The 16,265-nt window shown below is 67.7% G+C and carries 16 protein-coding genes; 7 read left to right on the forward strand and 9 right to left on the reverse strand.

What is annotated here, in order from left to right:
* Positions 1-10: 10 nt before the first annotated feature.
* From AC1VXD_RS03645 to AC1VXD_RS03655, 3 genes are all read right to left on the reverse strand, one after another.
* Positions 11-322: a DUF3817 domain-containing protein gene (locus tag AC1VXD_RS03645; protein ID WP_482990944.1), complete on the reverse strand. Its 312-nt coding sequence runs from the start codon at positions 320-322 to the stop codon at positions 11-13.
* A 107-nt stretch (positions 323-429) separates the two neighbouring features.
* Positions 430-1,365 (reverse strand): TIGR03571 family LLM class oxidoreductase, encoded by a 936-nt coding sequence (locus AC1VXD_RS03650; protein WP_482990883.1) that lies wholly within the window; start codon positions 1,363-1,365, stop codon positions 430-432.
* A 284-nt stretch (positions 1,366-1,649) separates the two neighbouring features.
* Positions 1,650-2,411, reverse strand: a complete 762-nt coding sequence (locus AC1VXD_RS03655) for an SDR family NAD(P)-dependent oxidoreductase (RefSeq protein WP_482990884.1) — start codon at positions 2,409-2,411, stop codon at positions 1,650-1,652.
* A 37-nt stretch (positions 2,412-2,448) separates the two neighbouring features.
* Here AC1VXD_RS03655 and AC1VXD_RS03660 point away from each other — a divergent pair, with 37 nt between their 5' ends.
* The 5 genes from AC1VXD_RS03660 to AC1VXD_RS03680 all read left to right on the forward strand — a co-directional run bounded on the left by AC1VXD_RS03660 (position 2,449) and on the right by AC1VXD_RS03680 (position 7,662).
* On the forward strand, positions 2,449-3,423 hold the full coding sequence (locus AC1VXD_RS03660) for a LysR family transcriptional regulator (protein ID WP_482990945.1): 975 nt from the start codon (positions 2,449-2,451) through the stop codon (positions 3,421-3,423).
* 98 nt (positions 3,424-3,521) lie between these two features.
* The gene (locus AC1VXD_RS03665) at positions 3,522-5,045 is read left to right on the forward strand and encodes a thioredoxin family protein (protein ID WP_482990885.1); all 1,524 of its coding nucleotides are present in this window, start codon (positions 3,522-3,524) and stop codon (positions 5,043-5,045) included.
* 84 nt (positions 5,046-5,129) lie between these two features.
* Positions 5,130-5,999, forward strand: a complete 870-nt coding sequence (locus AC1VXD_RS03670) for a CheR family methyltransferase (RefSeq protein ID WP_482990886.1) — start codon at positions 5,130-5,132, stop codon at positions 5,997-5,999.
* Entirely contained in the window at positions 5,996-6,592 is a 597-nt protein-coding gene (gene cheD / locus AC1VXD_RS03675) for a chemoreceptor glutamine deamidase CheD (protein ID WP_312710382.1), read from the forward strand. The genes AC1VXD_RS03670 and cheD overlap by 4 nt, the downstream gene beginning before the upstream one ends.
* Positions 6,589-7,662 (forward strand): protein-glutamate methylesterase/protein-glutamine glutaminase, encoded by a 1,074-nt coding sequence (locus AC1VXD_RS03680; RefSeq protein WP_482990887.1) that lies wholly within the window; start codon positions 6,589-6,591, stop codon positions 7,660-7,662. The genes cheD and AC1VXD_RS03680 overlap by 4 nt, the downstream gene beginning before the upstream one ends.
* A 323-nt stretch (positions 7,663-7,985) precedes the next feature.
* On the opposite strand, the gene AC1VXD_RS03685 is transcribed toward AC1VXD_RS03680, so the two are convergent.
* The 6 genes from AC1VXD_RS03685 to AC1VXD_RS03710 form a co-directional block, all read right to left on the reverse strand.
* Positions 7,986-8,876, reverse strand: a complete 891-nt coding sequence (locus AC1VXD_RS03685; protein ID WP_482990888.1) for an amidohydrolase family protein — start codon at positions 8,874-8,876, stop codon at positions 7,986-7,988.
* Positions 8,876-9,898: an amidohydrolase family protein gene (locus tag AC1VXD_RS03690; protein WP_482990889.1), complete on the reverse strand. Its 1,023-nt coding sequence runs from the start codon at positions 9,896-9,898 to the stop codon at positions 8,876-8,878. Before AC1VXD_RS03690 ends, AC1VXD_RS03685 begins: the two co-directional genes overlap by 1 nt.
* Before the next feature lie 23 nt (positions 9,899-9,921).
* On the reverse strand, positions 9,922-11,205 hold the full coding sequence (locus AC1VXD_RS03695; protein ID WP_482990890.1) for a carbohydrate porin: 1,284 nt from the start codon (positions 11,203-11,205) through the stop codon (positions 9,922-9,924).
* Positions 11,206-11,292: 87 nt separating this feature from the next.
* Positions 11,293-12,606: a C4-dicarboxylate transporter DctA gene (dctA, locus tag AC1VXD_RS03700; RefSeq protein WP_482990891.1), complete on the reverse strand. Its 1,314-nt coding sequence runs from the start codon at positions 12,604-12,606 to the stop codon at positions 11,293-11,295.
* Between the two features lie 43 nt (positions 12,607-12,649).
* On the reverse strand, positions 12,650-13,705 hold the full coding sequence (locus AC1VXD_RS03705) for a 4-oxalomesaconate tautomerase (RefSeq protein WP_482990892.1): 1,056 nt from the start codon (positions 13,703-13,705) through the stop codon (positions 12,650-12,652).
* Positions 13,698-14,369 (reverse strand): 4-carboxy-4-hydroxy-2-oxoadipate aldolase/oxaloacetate decarboxylase, encoded by a 672-nt coding sequence (locus AC1VXD_RS03710; RefSeq protein WP_482990893.1) that lies wholly within the window; start codon positions 14,367-14,369, stop codon positions 13,698-13,700. The genes AC1VXD_RS03705 and AC1VXD_RS03710 overlap by 8 nt, the downstream gene beginning before the upstream one ends.
* 101 nt (positions 14,370-14,470) lie before the next feature.
* Between AC1VXD_RS03710 and AC1VXD_RS03715 the strand changes: the two genes are divergently transcribed.
* On the forward strand, positions 14,471-15,718 hold the full coding sequence (locus AC1VXD_RS03715) for a LysR family transcriptional regulator (RefSeq protein ID WP_482990894.1): 1,248 nt from the start codon (positions 14,471-14,473) through the stop codon (positions 15,716-15,718).
* Between the two features lie 167 nt (positions 15,719-15,885).
* A complete protein-coding gene (locus AC1VXD_RS03720) occupies positions 15,886-16,254 on the forward strand; it encodes a hypothetical protein (protein ID WP_482990895.1) in 369 nt (122 codons plus the stop codon).
* Positions 16,255-16,265 lie beyond the last annotated feature (11 nt).

Genomic DNA, 16,265 nt, shown 5'->3' on the forward strand with positions numbered 1-16,265 from the left:
ACGAAGCGTCTCAGCGGGGGCTGCGCAGCTTCAGCAGGCCGCGACGGCGGAACCACCACTCCAACGGCAGGGTCACCAGCGGGGGGATGGCCGCCAGCAGCGCCAGCGCACTGGCCCACCACGGCCAACGCAGGCGGATGGCGGCAAACAGGGTGACTGCGACATAGACCATGAAGGCCACGCCATGCAGCGGGCCGAACACTTTGACCAAGGCAACATTGGCGTAAGGGCCGTACTTCAGCCACATGCCGATCAGCAGGCCAGCCCAGGTCAGCGCTTCGATGAAGGCGACCACGGCGAACAGCCGCCCGGTCGGATGCACGGGGTTAAATCGGATCACGCGCGGCTCCGGCAACAGAATCAAACGCGAATGATACGCAGATGCACGCGTCCAACGGTAGCGCCGGTCCATGCCCGGCGATTGCCACATCATTCTCTGTGTCCACCAAGATCGGCACCCACCAGAGCAATCTCCCGCAACACCTCATCCACGCGGCGCCCGTTGTCGACCAGGCTGAACATCACATGCGCCACGCCCTGCGCGTGCACGCGCTGCAGATAGGCCTGCAGCCCATTGCGGCCCACCTTCAGGCCCAGCGGCAGCGCTTCAGCCGGTGCCTGCGGATCCGCCTGCAGGTCCAGCAGCATCGACTGCACGAACGGCTTGGCTACACCAGCGCCGTGCGCCTGCTGCCACAGCCCGATGCGCCCTTCCTGCGCCGCCTCTTCGCGATGATAGGTGGCCCAGCCTTCCGCTTCGCGGGCGATCCACTGCAGGCTCTGCCGCGCCGTGCCGACCACCAGCATCGGAATGCGCGCCTGCGCTGCCGGCAGCACGTCGAACCCACCGGTGGCGTCGCGCAGCCGCCCCCGTCCGGTCTCGTCCGGCGACAACGCCGCACGCAGCAGCGCCCAGCGCTCGCGGAACGTGGCCGCCCTGCCCTCCAGGTCTTCACCGAACGCCGCGAATTCTTCCGGACGATCGCCCGATCCGAGGCCCAGCACGAAACGACCGCCACTGATCCTGTCCAGGCTCAATGCGGATTTCGCTACGTGCAGCGGATGGCGCAGCGGCAACACGATCGCAGCGGTGCCCACCGCAATACGGGTGGTGGCACTGGCCAGCAGCGCAAGCCAGAGGAAAGGATCGTCCAGCGCGGTTGACGTGGCATCAGGGCCCTGCGGCACCATCAACGGGACATCGCGTGTCCACAGCGCAGCAAAACCAAGATCGTCAGCCAGGCGCGCGATGCGTTGCGCTTCGGCAACGCCGGCAAGGCCGTGCGCAGCAACCGGCGTCATCAGGCCCAGGCTCAGGCTGTGCTGAGGGAACACCCGTGCATGGGCCGCATTGAAGTAGTTCATGCGCCGAGCTTATCGTGTGCGATGCACCCGCACGTCATCATGGAAGGAACACTGCATGCACCGCATCCGCCCCGCCCGCCCCGACGATCTGCCCGCGATCAGCGCGATCTGCATGGCCGCCTTCGACGCTGCCGTCGCCCCGTCGCTCAGCGCGCAGGGCGTGCGATGCGGTGCCGGCCTACCAGCGCTACGGCTTCGTGATCGACGGTGAGGTCGGCGAGTTCAACGGCCTGGTCTACCAGCCGCTGAGCCTCGCCGCCCCATGACACGCTGCCCGCGGGCGGTCAGACGAACATGCCGCCGGAGGCTTCCACGCGCTGGGCATTGACCCAGCCGGTGGACGGCGACAGCAGTGCCACCACCACCGGACCGATATCGTCGGGCAGGCCCGGGCGACCCAACGCGGTGATCGACGAGACCATCGCATTCACCTGCGCATTGTCACGCACGTGGCCGCCACCGAAATCGGTCTCGATCGCACCCGGGGCCAGCGTGTTGGCGGTGATTCCGCGCGCACCCAGTTCCTTGGCCAGGTAACGGGTGAACACCTCGATGCCGCCCTTCATCATCGCGTAGGCCGAGCTGCCCGGCAGCGAGAAGCGGGCGAGGCCGCTGGACACGTTGAGGATGCGGCCGCCATCGGCGATCAGCGGCAGCAGCGCCTGGGTCAGGAAGTACGGCCCCTTCAGGTGCACGGCCACCGCGTAGTCGAACTGCGCCTCGGTGGTCTCGGCGATGGGTGCGTACAGGCCTTCGCCGGCATTGTTGAGCAAGCCCTGCAGGGTGGTCACGCCCCACTGCTGCAGGGCATCGCGCAGCTGCGTGGCGAAAGCCGGGAATGCCGCACTGTCGGCCATGTCCAACGGCAGCGCCAGGGCGCGGCGGCCGAGCGCCTGCGCCTGCTGCACGACCTCGGCGGCGGCATCGGCCTGCGAGCGGTAGGTGATCACGATATCGGCACCGTCGGCGGCGAGGGCGAGCGCGGCATTGCGGCCGAGGCCGCGGCTGCCACCGGTGATGAGGACGACACGGGATGAAGTAGTCATGGCGGGCACCTGTCTGGGAGGAAGTGTGGCAAGACTATTGGGATTGCCTGCACGCATAAATCGCGCGATCCTGATTTTACTGTTCAAGATAGACGAACAATACATGGACCGCCTCGACACCCTGCGCGTCTTCCTGCGCGTCACCGAACTGGGCTCGTTCACCCGCGCCGCCGACAGCCTGGGCCTGGCCAAGGCCAGCGTCTCGCAGGCCATCGCCCGCCTGGAGGCCGAGCTGGGCACCCAGCTGCTGCACCGGACCACGCGCCGGGTGCACCTGACCGCCGACGGCGCGCAGCTGCAGCAACGCGCGCACGACCTGCTGGACGACATGGACGAACTGCAGAACCTGTTCCGCCACGAGACCAGCGAGCTCAGCGGCCGCCTGCGGGTGGACATGCCTGGCGGCATGGCCCGCAACCTGGTCATCCCGCAGCTGCCCGCCTTCCTCGCCCTGCACCCGGGCATCGAGGTTGAACTGAGCGCCACCGACCGCCGCGTGGACGTGGTACGCGAAGGCTTCGACTGCGTGCTGCGGGTCGGTACCCTGGATGACAGCAGCCTGATCGCACGCCCGCTGGGGCAGATGCGCATCCTCAACGTGGCCAGCCCGGCCTATCTGGCCGCGCACGGCACGCCGCGCGAACTGGCCGACCTCGACGACCATCTGCTGGTGCACTACGTGGGTACCCTGGGCCAGCGTTCGCCCGGCTTCGAGTACTTCGATGGCCAGCGCTACCAGACCTGGCCGATGCGCGGCGCGCTGACGGTCAACAGTGCCGATGGCTACAGCGCCGCCGCGCTGGCCGGGCTGGGCATCATCCAGGTGCCTGAAATGGGCGCGCGCGAAGCGCTGCGCGACGGCCGCCTGGTGGAAGTGCTGCCGCACTGCCTGGCCGAGCCGATGCCGGTGAACCTGGTCTATGCGCAGCGTCGCCACCTGCCACGGCGGGTCGAGGCGTTCATGACCTGGCTGGCGGGCCTGCTGGCGGCGGAGATGCGCGCGGCGGGGTAAGCGTCGGCATATACCGGGCCGCAAGCCAGTCATAAGCAAACTGCATCAGCACAGGCGGCCGGGCTTCCTACAATGGCCCTTCACCCCGTTCCTTCGAGATGCTGCCGATGCGCGCTGCCTTTCCCCTGTTGCTGCTGGCCACCGCGCTGAGCGCCTGCTCTCCCGCGCAAGCGCCGGTGGCGAGCGCGAAGGCCGCCGAAGCCGCGCCGGCAGCGGCCATTGCCTGGCGCCAGGGCGATGTCGACGATGCCTTCAACGAAGCCGCCGAGACCGGCAAGCCGGTGCTGCTGTACTGGGGCGCGGTCTGGTGCCCGCCGTGCAACCAGCTGAAGGCCGGCCTGTTCAAGGATCCTGCCTTCATCGCACTGACCGGCAAATTCGTGCCGGTGTACCTGGATGGCGATGAGGAAGGCGCGCAGGCCTGGGGCGAGCGCTTCGGCGTGCGCGGCTACCCGACCCTGATCGTGCTCGACCCGCAGCGCAACGAGATCACCCGCGTGGCCGGTGGCAACGACGCCGCCGAACTCACCCGCACCCTGACCGTGGCCGCCAGCCGGCGCAGCGCCGTGGCCGAGACTCTTGCCACCGCCCTGTCGAGCCCGACCACGCTGGGCGCCGAAGACTGGCAGGTGCTGGGCGACTACGGCTGGGAAGTGGATGCGAACCGTCTGGCCGGCCAGCGCAAGGCCGACCTGGTGCTGCGCAAGCTGGCCACGGCCGCGCCCGACGCCGCCCTGCAGCGTCGCTTCGCCCTGCTGGCCCTGGCCACCGCGGAGAAGCCGGCCACGCCGCCGACCGAAGTACGCGAGCTGCTGCAGGCGGTGCTGGCGCAGCCTACCGAAGTACGCCGCAATCGCGAGCTGCTGGGCTATGCCGGCGCCAACCTGGTGAAGCAGGCCAGCGCGGGGCCCGCCAGCAGCAATACGCTGGGCCAGCAGCTGCTGGTGGCCCTGGACCGCGCCGATGCTGAGCGTGGCAACCGTGCCGATGATGCATTGTCGCGCGCACTGACCGAAGTCTCGCTGGCCCGCCAGCAGCAGCCCGAAGGTGCACTGCCTGCGGCGCTGGTGCAGCGGGTGAAGCAGCAGGTGACCGCCGCCGATGCCGCTGCCACGGACGCACACGCGCGCCAGGCCACCATCAGCAGCGCGGTCTATGCCTTGCGCGAAGTGGGTGATGACGCCGGTGCCGAGGCGCTGTTGCTGGCCGAACTGAAGCGCAGCGAGCAGCCGTACTACTACATGCCCGAACTGGCCGAACTGACCGAGAAGCGCGGCGATACGGCGGGTGCGCTGGAGTGGCTGAAGCGTGCCTACGACGGCGCACAGGGCCCGGCCACGCGCGTGCAGTGGGGCGTGTTATACGTGGAGGGCCTGCTGCGGCTGGCCCCGGACGATGCCCCGCGCATCGAACAGGCCACCGATGCCTTGATTGCCGAGCTGCAGGCGCAGCCGTCGGGCTACCACCAGCGCACGAAGCAGCGTTTCGAGCGGCTGGCGCTGCAGTTGAAGGCCTGGGGTGGCAAGCACCATGGAGCGGAGACGCTGGCGCGGTTGCAGCAGCGGATGCAGCAGGCGTGTGGCGAGCAGATCGACAGCGCGTGCCGCGGTTGGTTGAGTTGATCTCCGGTAGCGGCGGGGCCAGCCCCGGGGACCCGGCGCCTGCAAAATGCCCGCGGGGGGGGGGCGCCCCCCCCCCCCCCGCCGATGGACACGTCCCCCGTGAACAGTCCCACTCCCATCGTCACCGGCCCCCGCGAATTCGAGTTCGCCGACCGTGACTTCCGCCGTGTCTGCGACCTGATCTACCAGCGCGTGGGCATCGCCCTGGCACCGGCAAAGCGCGACATGGTGTACGGCCGCCTGTCGCGCCGCCTGCGTACGCTTGGCATGCGCAGCTTCCAGCAGTACCTGGACCATCTGGAACAGGACGGCGGCGATGAGTGGCAGGCGTTCACCAACGCGCTGACCACCAACCTCACCTCGTTCTTCCGCGAGCCGCACCACTTCGACAAGCTGCGCGAGGAACTGCAGCAGCGCTCCAGCCGCAGCCCGCTGCTGCTGTGGTCGTGCGCCGCTTCCACCGGTGAGGAGCCCTACTCCATGGCGATCACCGCCTGCGAGGCGTTCGGCACGTTGAAGCCGCCGGTGCGCATCGTCGCCACCGACGTCGACACCCAGGTGCTGGCCACTGCCAGCCGGGGCGTCTACAACATCGACCGCGTCACCAATCTCGACCCGGACCTGCGCCGACGCTACTTCCAGCGCGGCAGCGGCCCCAACGAGGGCCAGTGCCGGGTCCTGCCCACCCTGCGCGAGCTGATCGAGTTCCGACCGCTGAACCTGCTGGCCCCGCGCTACGACGTCGGTGGTCCGTTCGACGCACTGTTCTGCCGCAATGTAATGATCTACTTCGACAAACCGACCCAGCGCGCCATCCTTGGCCGCCTGGTGCACCACCTCAACGATGACGGCCTGCTTTACACCGGCCATTCGGAGAACTACCTGCACGCCGCCGACCTGATCCAGCCCTGCGGCCGCACCCTGTACCGCCGCGCACAGGGGGCAAGTGCATGAACGCCGCCCTGCGCACCGACGACGTAATGCGATACCAGGACGCGCGGTTCAAGACCGTCGCCGCCAAACTGCTGCCGACCCAGTATCTGGTGGTCGATGACACCACCGCGCTGACCACCACGCTGGGCTCCTGCGTGGCCGCCTGCCTGCGCGACCCGGTGCTGAAGATCGGCGGCATGAACCACTTCCTGCTGCCCGAAGGCAACGCCGGCGATGGCGCACCCGCGCGCTACGGCAGCTATGCGATGGAACTGCTGATCAACGACATGCTCAAGCGCGGCGCGCACCGAAAGCGCATCGAGGCCAAAGTGTTCGGCGGCGCCAACGTGCTGAAGGGCTTCACCAGCAATCCGGTCGGCACCCGCAACGCAGAGTTCGTGCGCCAGTACCTGCAGGCCGAGCACATCCCGATCATCGCCGAAGACCTGTGCGGCATCCATCCGCGCAAGATCTGGTTCTTCGCCGATACCGGCCGCGTGGTGGTGCAGCGCCTGCCGCATGCTCACGAGGCTGAAGTGGCCGCCACCGAATCGGCCGTGCGTGCACGCCTCTCCAAGGCCCCGGTCACCGGTGGCGTGGAGCTGTTCGAATGAGCCTGCCCGGCAACGCCCCCTGCCGGGTCCTGATCGTCGACGACTCCGCCGTCGTACGGCAGATGCTCACCGAGATCCTGTCCAGCGATCCGGGCATCGACGTGGTCGGCACCGCCGCCGACCCGCTGCTCGCGCGCGAGAAGATCAAGCGCCTGGCCCCGGACGTGATCACCCTGGACGTGGAAATGCCGCGCATGGACGGCCTGGCATTCTTGGAAAACCTGATGCGCCTGCATCCGCTGCCGGTGGTGATGATCTCCTCGCTGACCGAGCGCGGTGCCGACACCACGCTGCAGGCGCTGGCCCTGGGCGCGGTCGATTTCGTTTCCAAGCCCAAGCTCGATGTGTCGCGTGGCCTGCAGGCCTACGCCGATGAGATCATCGCCAAGGTCAAGATGGCCGCCCGCTCACGCGTGCGCCCGCTGGTGCGCACCGCCGCACCCAAGCTCATCCTGGATGCCGCGCCATCCGTGCGTCCGGCCGCGCCGCACTTCCGCACCACCGACCGCCTGATTGCGATCGGCTCGTCGGCTGGCGGTACCGAAGCGCTGCGCGTGGTGCTGGAAGGCCTGCCGGCCGACGCCCCGGCCGTGGTGATGACCCAGCACCTGCCGGCCAGCTTCAGCACCGCCTTCGCCGAACGCCTGGACCGCCACTCGGCGATGGCCGTGCGCGAAGCCAGCGACGGTGAAGCCGTGCTGCCCGGCCATGCCTACCTGCCGCCCGGCGGCAAGCACCTGCGGATCATCCGCGACGGTGCGCGCTGGCGCTGCCGCGTGGATGACGGTCCTGCGGTGAACCGGCACAAGCCGGCGGTGGACGTGCTGTTCCGCTCGGTGGCGCAGGCCGCCGGCGGCAATGCCATCGGTGCCATCCTCACCGGCATGGGCGACGACGGCGCACGCGGCCTGCTGGAAATGCGCCAGGCCGGTGCCCCGACCCTGGTGCAGGACGAAGCCACCAGCGTGGTGTGGGGCATGCCCGGTTCGGCGTTCAAGCTGGGCGCAGCCGAGGAACAGGTGCCGCTGGAGCGGATCGCCGAGCGGCTGCTCGCCCTCGCCCGCGGCTGAAGTAGATCCACGCCATGCGTGGATGCCCATGTGGGGCCGAGCCCACGCTCGGACCAAAGCACCCCGCAGAAAGCAGCCGAGCACAGGCTCGGCTCTACCCGCGAGCAGGTGCCGCTGGAGCGGATCGCCGAGCATGGATGGCTTTGTAGAGCCGAGCCCACGCTCGGCTCAAGCCACCCCGAAGAAAACAGCCGAGCACAGGCTCGGCCCTACACGCGAGCAGGTGCCGCTGGAGCGGATCGCCATGCGTTGATGCCTTTCCAGAGCCGAGCCCATGCTCGGCTCAAGCCACCCCGTAGAACGCAGCCGAGCGTGGCTCGGCTCTACCCTCCCCAATACAACCGCATCGGGTTGTCCACCAACAGCTTCTGCTGCAGCTCAAGCGTCGGCGCGATGTGGGGAATCACATCCACCAGATGCCCGTCATCAGGCATGTGGTCCTTCATGTTCGGGTGCGGCCAATCCGTGCCCCACAGCACACGGTCCGGGAAGCGTTCCACCAGGTGCCGCGCGAACGGCACCACGTCGGCATACCCCGGCGGACCCACCCGCGACAGCCGCTCCGGGCAGCTGACCTTGCTCCACACGTTGCCGTGCTCGGCCATCAGCTGCACGAAACGCTGGAACTCCGGCCCGTCCACCGGCTGGCTCACGTCCGGCCGCCCCATATGGTCGACCACCACCGTCGTCGGCAGCGAGGTGAAGGAGTTCCAGCGCTCGGCCAGGTCGGCGGCTTCGAAGTACACCACCACGTGCCAGCCCAGCGGCGCGATGCGCTCGATGATGGCGTGGTAGTAGGCATCCGGCTTGGGATCGACCAGCCGGCGCACGAAGTTGAAGCGCACGCCGCGCACGCCCGCTGCATGCAGCTGCTGCAGCTCCTCGTCGCTGACCGTATCGCGCACCGTGGCCACGCCACGGGCCAGGCCGCCGCTGGCCTGCAGCGCATCGACCAGGGCACGGTTGTCGGCACCATGGCAGGTCGCCTGCACGATCACGTTGCGGCTGAATCCGAGAAAGTCCCGCAGCGCGAACAGCTGCGCCTTGCCCGCCTCGCACGGTGTGTACTTGCGCTCGGGTGCATACGGGAACACATCGCCCGGCCCGAACACATGGCAGTGCGCGTCCACCGCACCCGGCGGCGGTACGAACGTCGGGCGGCTGGGGTTGGCGCAGTAGTCCAGCCAGTCGGCATCCTTCTGGAACGCGGCCATCACAGCCCCCTCGCCTTCAGCTGTGCATCCAGCCGCGGGTAGACGCGGCGCGCATTGCCTTCAAACACCTTGTGGCGGTCACCTTCGGACAACGCAAGCGCATCCACGTAGCGACGGGTGTCATCGAAGAAATGGCCGGTCTGCGGGTCGATCCCACGCACCGCGCCCACCATTTCCGAACCAAACAGGATGCTGTCGATGTCGATCACCTCGAACAGCAGGTCGATGCCGGGCTGGTGATACACGCAGGTATCGAAGTAGACGTTCTTCATCACATGCTCGGCCAGCGGCGGCTTGCCCAGCATGTCCGCCAGGCCACGGAAGCGCCCCCAATGGTACGGCACCGCACCACCGCCATGCGGGATGATGAAGCGCAGCTCCGGGAAGTCACGGAAAAGATCACCCTGCAGGAACTGCATGAAGGCGGTGGTGTCGGCGTTCAGGTAGTGCGCGCCGGTCGCGTGAAAATTGACATTGCAGCTGCCGGAGACGTGCACCATGGCCGGCACATCCAATTCCACCATCTTCTCGAAGAACGGATACCAGGAATGGTCGGTCAACGGCAGGCCATCCCAATGGCCGCCGGACGGATCGGGGTTGAGGTTGCAGCCGACGAAACCAAGCTCGTTCACGCAGCGCTCCAGCTCGGCCACCGAGTGCGCGATCGGCACGCCCGGCGACTGCGGCAGCTGGCACACACCGATGAACTGATCCGGGTACAGCTGTACCACGCGCGCGATCAGGTCGTTGCAATGGCGCGTCCATTCGGCGCTCACCTGCTCGTCGCCGATATGGTGGGCCATGGTACTGGCGCGCGGTGAGAAGATCGTCATGTCCGCACCGCGCTCGCGCAACAGGCGCAGCTGGTTGGCCTCTACGCTGTCGCGCAGTTCATCGTCGCTGATCGTGGGATAGACCGCCGCCGGCAGCGAGCGGTCGTTGAAGTGGGCCACCTGCGCCTTGCGGAACGCATCGTGGCCGGCGGGGGCCGTGGTGTAGTGGCCGTGGCAGTCGATGATCATGGGGGATCTCCTGGGGCGATGGATCACCAGCCGAACAGCTGGGCGAAATGCACATCCACGCGCAGGCCGACAATCAGCGCGTCGGGGATGCTGGTGGTGCGCGTGGGCGCGTAGATCGGGTCGGGGTTGATGACGTACTGCAGGTTAGGCATCAGGCGGATGCCCTTCTTCACCGCCCAGCCGTAGCTGAGCTCGGTGATGATTTCGTCGGCATGCGGTGCACCCGTACCGCCGTGACGGCTGCGGCGGTCACGCAGGAAGCCGATCTGTTCATCGCTGAAGTGTGTGTTGGAGACGAACATGGCCAGGGTGTCCTCGTCGCGACCGGCGAAAGTGCCGGTCTTGACGAAGCCCGCCGACACGAAATGATCGACCGGCGCCTCGTTACCAGTATTGACGTAGACCCGCCCGAAAAGGGCCAGGTTGCGCTTGCCTTTGCCGCGCCAGACGGTCTGGTCGCCCATCGCATACACGCCGAGGCGCGCGCCGTCCTGCACGGCCGTCGGCTTGCCGCTCAGCGCCGCCGAGTTGCCATCGGCATCGAAGTACGAGCTCTTGCCACCATCACTGTTGCGGTACATGCCGACGCGGTAGGTGCGCGGCAGGCGATCATTCGCGAAAGACGTCTGGTAGCCCACTTCGTAGGCGCTGATGGTGCCGGTGCCCTCGCCCACCGAGAAGTCCAGGCCGTTCTTGCCAGCCTTGTTCAGCTCGTTGTTGTAATCGAACACGCCCGCCTGCGCATACCAGCGGTCATTCACGTCGTAGCGCACGAGGCCAGCCCAGGACGAATTCGGGTAGGCAGTGATGCCCAGGTCGGTGATCGCGCCGTAAGGCGTCAGGCACAACGCGTTGCTCATGAACACGCAGTTGAGCGGCGAGTTGTTGAAGTAGCTGTTCACCGGCGCACGGCCGGCGATGATGCTCAGGCCATTGTCGAAGCGGTGACGAAGGGTCAGCCGGGTCAAGCGGCCGCCGGCTACCGGCCGCCAGGTCTGCTGCGCGCTGATCGAATTGCCGATCTTCTCGCGCGCCAGGTTGCGCCCGGCGAACCACGCCCACTGGGCATCCACCTCGGTGCCATGCACGCCGAACAGCGTGTCCAAGTCGAACTTCGACTGGGCCATCACCCAGTACGAACCTTCGGTGCCTTGTTCGACACCGCCCACCGGGTTGTGGACCACGTTGCCGACCAGGTCCAGGGTCAGGTCGATGCCCTCGGGGAAGCCGCGCTCAGCGGCGAAAGCCGGTGTTGCCAGAACGCTGGCAAGCAGCAGGTACAGCGGGGTACGCAGGAACTGCGACATGTTCTCTCCCTTCCCGGCACCGTCGACGCCAGGGTGATGCATTCAGTGGAGGCCACCGCAGTGGCCGTCAGGACTCAGGCCATTGCCTCAGGCGGGCTGCACGCCGAGCAGGCGTTGCCGGGTTCGGCGGGTGCCGATCTGCGCGGCCATGGTCTTTTCATCCAGCTTGCCTTCCCACTTGGCGATCACCAGCACGGCGATGGCGTTGCCGATCAGGTTCACGAAGGTCAGGCCTTCGGCCAGGATGCGGTGAATACCGAGGATCAAGGCGATGCTGGCCACCGGAATGGTGCCGGTGGTGCCGAGGGTTGCCGCCAGCACCACGAACGCCGCACCGGCCACGCCCGCCGCACCCTTGGAGGTCAGCAGCAGCACGGCGATCAGGCCCAGCTGGTGCCACACGGTCAGTTCGGTATTGGTCTCCTGGGCCAGGAAGATCGCCACCGTAGTCAGGTACAGGCAGGTGCCATCCAGGTTGAACGAATAACCGGCGGGAATCACGAAACCGACCACGCCCTCCTCGCAGCCAAGCTTCTTCATCTTCTCGATCAGGCGCGGCAGCACCGTTTCGGTGGAGGTGGTGGCCGCAACGATGATGATCTCATCGCGCAGGTAGCCCAGCAGGCGCCACAGGCTGGCCCCGGTCCACCAGCACACGGTGCCCAGCACCAGCACGGTGAACAGCCCGCAGACCACAAAGAACTCGATGATCAGCTCGCCCAGCGACAGCAGCGAGGCGGCCCCGAACTGGCCCACGGTGAAGGCGATGGCACCAAACGCACCGATCGGCGCCACGTACATGATGTAGCCGATGATCTTGAACAGCGCACCGGAGGCGCTCTCGATCACGTCCATCACCGGCTTGCCGCGCTCGCCGACGGCGGCCAGGGCCACGCCGAACAGCACGGCCACGAACAGCACCTGCAGCACGTGCGCCTCGGTGAAGGCGCTGACCAAGGTGTTGGGGATGATGGCCATGATGTAGGCCACGATCGACTGGTCATGGGCGGTATGCACATAGCCCTGGATGCTGGCCATATCGATCGTCGCCGCATCGATGTTCATGCCGGCACCGGGCTTCCAGAGATCCACCGCCACTAGGCCGACGATCAACGCGAGGATGGTGATCACCTCGAAATAGATCAGCGATTTCAGCGCCAGCCGACCCACGCTGCGCATGTCACGCATGCCCGCGATGCCGTGCACCACGGTGACGAAGATGATCGGCCCGATCATCATCCGGATCAGCTTGATGAAGCCATCACCCAGCGGCTTCATCGCCGAACCCAGGTCCGGCTGCAGCCAGCCCAGCAGCACACCGATCACGGTGCCGGCCAGCACCTGGAACCACAACTGGCCAAAGATTCCAAAGCGGCCCGGCCGCTTCCCTACCACGGTCATAACAACCCTCCCAGGTCGCAGAGAATAGAAAGGCGCTGCCTGTTCAGTCGAACAGTTCGCCGTCGAACAGCTTCCGTGCGGTGCGCAGCATGGCCGCGCGGGCCACCTGGCCGTCATCGTCCAGTTCAATCACGCAGGCCGTGGCCCCGCTGGGGTGCTCCACCGCCAGGGTCTGTATCTGCCCGCCCGGCAACCGGGCCAGTGCATGGGCCGGCGAGCCCGGCAGCAGGCAGGCCGTCGCCACCGTCACCGCACCCAGCACGCCGATGGACGCATGGCAGCGGTGCGGGATGAACGAGCGCACGCAGATCGCGCCGCCATTGGCCGGTGCCGCCACCAGCATCATCTTGGGCACCGACTTCCCCGCAACGTCGCCCAGGTTCATCTTCGGCCCCACCTGCAGGCGAATCGCCTCCAGGCGGGCCTTCAAGGCCTCGTCCGCATCCAGCGTGGCGCGGTCCTCGTACCCGCTGATGCCCAGGTCGGACGCGCGCAGCACCACGCAAGGCATGCCGTTGTCGATCAGGGTGGCCTGCACACCGTCAATCACGTCCACCGTGTTGCCGGTCGGCAGCAGCGTGCCGCAGCTGGAGCCCGCGGTGTCCTCGAAGGCCAGTGGCACCGATGCGGCGGTACCCGGTACGCCGTCGATGCGCGCGTCACCGGCATAGCTCACCACACCGCCTGGCGTCTGCACGCTGGCCGTTGCCAGGGTGCCGGTATTGGCCATGAAGATGCGCACCTCGGTCACCCCATCGCGCGCCGCCACCAGGCCGCGCTCGATCGCGAACGGCCCCACGCCGGCCAGCATGTTGCCGCAGTTCTGCACGTCACTCACCAGCGCCTGGTCGACGAACACCTGCAGGAACAGGTAATCCACGTCGGCATCCTCGCGCTGCGAGGGCGAAACCACGGCAACCTTGGATGTGAGTGGGTCGCCGCCGCCCATGCCGTCGATCTGGCGCACGTCCGGCGAACCATAGGCACGCAGCAGGAAGGCATCACGCGCAGCTGCATCGGCCGGCAGGTCCTGGGCGAGGAAGAACCCGCCCTTGGACGTGCCTCCGCGCATCCACATCGCGCGCACGCCCTCATTCATAGCGCAGGCCCTTGGCGGCCAAGCGCTCACGCATGGCGTAGATGTCCAGGCCGAGTTCGCCACGGGCCAAACGCTCGCGCTTGTCGGCCTCGCGTGCTTCACGTGCCTGCGCTTCGGCGGCCACCCGCGCCGCATCGGCGCGCGGCACGATGCACACGCCGTCATCGTCGGCGATCACCACGTCACCTGCGTTCACCAAAGCACCTCCGCAGACCAGCGGCACGTTCACCGACCCCAGGGTCTCCTTCACCGTGCCCTGCGCGTGCACCGCGCGGCTCCACACCGGGAAGCCCATCGCGGTCAGCTCGCGCACATCGCGCACGCCCGCATCGATGATCAGGCCGCGGCAGCCACGGGCCTGCGCCGAGGTCGCCAGCAGGTCGCCGAAGTAGCCATCGGTGCAGTCGCTGGTCGGTGCCACCACCAGGATGTCGCCCTCACCGATCTGCTCGATGGCCACGTGCATCATCCAGTTGTCGCCCGGCGGCACCGAAACGGTGACCGCACTGCCGGCGATGCGCGCGCCGCTGTAGATCGGCCGCAGCCGCGGGTGCAGCAGACCGCTGCGACCCTGTGCCTCATGCACGGTGGCCACGCCGGCCCCGGCCAGTGACTGGATCAGCGCCGGTTCGGCGCGCTCGATGCGGGTGATGACGCGGGACATCCATCCATCCTTCGTTGGCGATGGCGCAGTCTGTCCCCCGTCGCGCATACCCCTCAAGATCGTTTTTCGTCCGCCCCATTCAATCTGGTTATAGTTGTGGCATGAATGGACTGCCCGAGCTGAACCTGAAGCACCTGCACGCGCTGGTAGCGGTGCACGCGCATGGCGGCATCAGCGCGGCCGCACCGCACATCAACCTGTCCCAGCCGGCGCTTACCCAGGCCATCGCGCGGCTGGAACGTCAGCTGGATGTGCCGCTGTTCGACCGCCAACCCGGCGGCATGGTCGCCACCGAAGCGACGCGCCTGCTGGCCCCGCGCATCGAACGCGCCCTCGCCTACCTCGCCCGTGGGGTACGCGCGGCCCGGCGTGCGGCGCGGCTGCCGGCGCTGACCACCATCGAACGGCGACTGACGCTGAGCCAGCTGCGCGCCCTCAACGCAGTGGACAGCGCGGGCAGCTTCACGCTCGCCGCAGCGCGCGCCGGTATCTCGCAGCCGGCCATGCACCGCGCGGTGCGCGAACTGGAGGCGGTGATCGAGGTTCCCCTGCTGCAGCGGCGTGGCAAGGCCCTGCTGGCCACGCCCGCCGCCACCCGTCTGCTGCGCTGGGTCCGCCTGGCACTGTCCGAGCTGGCCACCGGCCTGGACGAACTGGCCGCCACCCGCGACCAGCACGGCGGCCGACTGGCCATCGGGGTGATGCCGCTGGCGCGGGCATTGCTGCTGCCGCAGGCATTGGCCCGGTTCGCACGCGCTTGGCCGGGCGCCACAGTGAACGTGATGGAAGGCCCGTTCTCGGAGCTGCTGTCCGACCTGCGCCAAGGCAGCCTGGACCTGCTGGTCGGTGCCATGCGCGACCTCAGCGCGGTGCCCGACGTGGTGCAGGAGGGCCTGTTCGACGATGATCCGGTCATCGTCGGCCGCGCCGATCATCCTCTCGCCGCGCAGCTGCCGTGGCGTTTCGAGCAACTGCTGGACTATCCGTGGGTGATCCCGGCCACCGGTGCGCCGGTGCGTGCACGCTGGGAGCGGATGTTCCGCGACAACGGCCACGAGCCACCGGTGCTGCGCATCGAATGCGGTTCGCTGGTGATCACCCGCGGCCTGCTGCTGGAGGATGACTGGCTGACCCTGATGTCACGCGACCAGTTCCTGATCGAACGCCAGGCCGGCCTGCTGGCCGAACTGGGCCTGGCCGGCCGCGCCCTGCGCCGCCGCATCGGCCTGACCACCCGCGCCGACTGGCACCCCACGCGTCCGCAGCAGGCGTTCCTGCAGACCTTCCGCGACGTCTGCGCCGAACGCAGCAGCGATGGGCCGGACGCCTGGCCGTTCCGATATCGCTGACCCCCGCGTGGGGGCGCCATCCGTTGAGCCAAGCCTGCGCTCGGCTGACCGACGCCAGTGTAGAGCCGAGCCCACGCTTGGCTGCCCGATCGGACCAACAAGCCGCCGAGCATCGGCTGGGCGCTACAGTGTGCTTTGATGGCAGCACTGCACAAGGAAGACCGCGCATGATCAGAAGGAACTGGAAGGCCGCGCTGGCGGCCGTATTGTTGTCACTGCCCTTGGTACCGGCAAGCGCCAGCGGCGATCTGTTCTACTTCGAGGGCCAGGGGGACGTGGTTTTCACGCTGACGCTGGTCGGCCGCGAGGATCCTGGCGCGGTCAACGTCAGCTGGAAAGGCCTATCGATTCCGCAGCCTCCAAACATGCAACGCCGCTACTACATCGAATTCGACCGCACCCGCCGCCAGGCCTATGTGCGTCCGCTCCGCCATGACGCACTGCCGTGGTTCGAAATGGACGTCTCCGGCAAGCGCGGCAACGTGCTGATCGACGGCCTTCGGCTGCTAGGCAGCTCGGACTGGACCGTGCAGTAGCGGATGCCGCG

The sequence above is a fragment of the Stenotrophomonas sp. STEN054 genome (assembly GCF_056854535.1).

Bases quoted from the DNA above. Each gene is read 5' to 3' on its own strand.
- cheD (WP_312710382.1), top strand. From the start codon at position 5,996: ATGAACGCCGCCCTGCGCACCGACGACGTAATGCGATACCAGGACGCG.
- AC1VXD_RS03650 (WP_482990883.1), bottom strand. From the start codon at position 1,365: ATGAACTACTTCAATGCGGCCCATGCACGGGTGTTCCCTCAGCACAGC.
- AC1VXD_RS03670 (WP_482990886.1), top strand. From the start codon at position 5,130: ATGGACACGTCCCCCGTGAACAGTCCCACTCCCATCGTCACCGGCCCC.
- AC1VXD_RS03690 (WP_482990889.1), bottom strand. From the start codon at position 9,898: ATGATCATCGACTGCCACGGCCACTACACCACGGCCCCCGCCGGCCAC.
- dctA (WP_482990891.1), bottom strand. From the start codon at position 12,606: ATGACCGTGGTAGGGAAGCGGCCGGGCCGCTTTGGAATCTTTGGCCAG.
- AC1VXD_RS03695 (WP_482990890.1), bottom strand. From the start codon at position 11,205: ATGTCGCAGTTCCTGCGTACCCCGCTGTACCTGCTGCTTGCCAGCGTT.
- AC1VXD_RS03715 (WP_482990894.1), top strand. From the start codon at position 14,471: ATGAATGGACTGCCCGAGCTGAACCTGAAGCACCTGCACGCGCTGGTA.
- AC1VXD_RS03710 (WP_482990893.1), bottom strand. From the start codon at position 14,369: ATGTCCCGCGTCATCACCCGCATCGAGCGCGCCGAACCGGCGCTGATC.
- AC1VXD_RS03720 (WP_482990895.1), top strand. From the start codon at position 15,886: ATGATCAGAAGGAACTGGAAGGCCGCGCTGGCGGCCGTATTGTTGTCA.
- AC1VXD_RS03655 (WP_482990884.1), bottom strand. From the start codon at position 2,411: ATGACTACTTCATCCCGTGTCGTCCTCATCACCGGTGGCAGCCGCGGC.
- AC1VXD_RS03665 (WP_482990885.1), top strand. From the start codon at position 3,522: ATGCTGCCGATGCGCGCTGCCTTTCCCCTGTTGCTGCTGGCCACCGCG.
- AC1VXD_RS03680 (WP_482990887.1), top strand. From the start codon at position 6,589: ATGAGCCTGCCCGGCAACGCCCCCTGCCGGGTCCTGATCGTCGACGAC.
- AC1VXD_RS03685 (WP_482990888.1), bottom strand. From the start codon at position 8,876: ATGGCCGCGTTCCAGAAGGATGCCGACTGGCTGGACTACTGCGCCAAC.
- AC1VXD_RS03705 (WP_482990892.1), bottom strand. From the start codon at position 13,705: ATGAATGAGGGCGTGCGCGCGATGTGGATGCGCGGAGGCACGTCCAAG.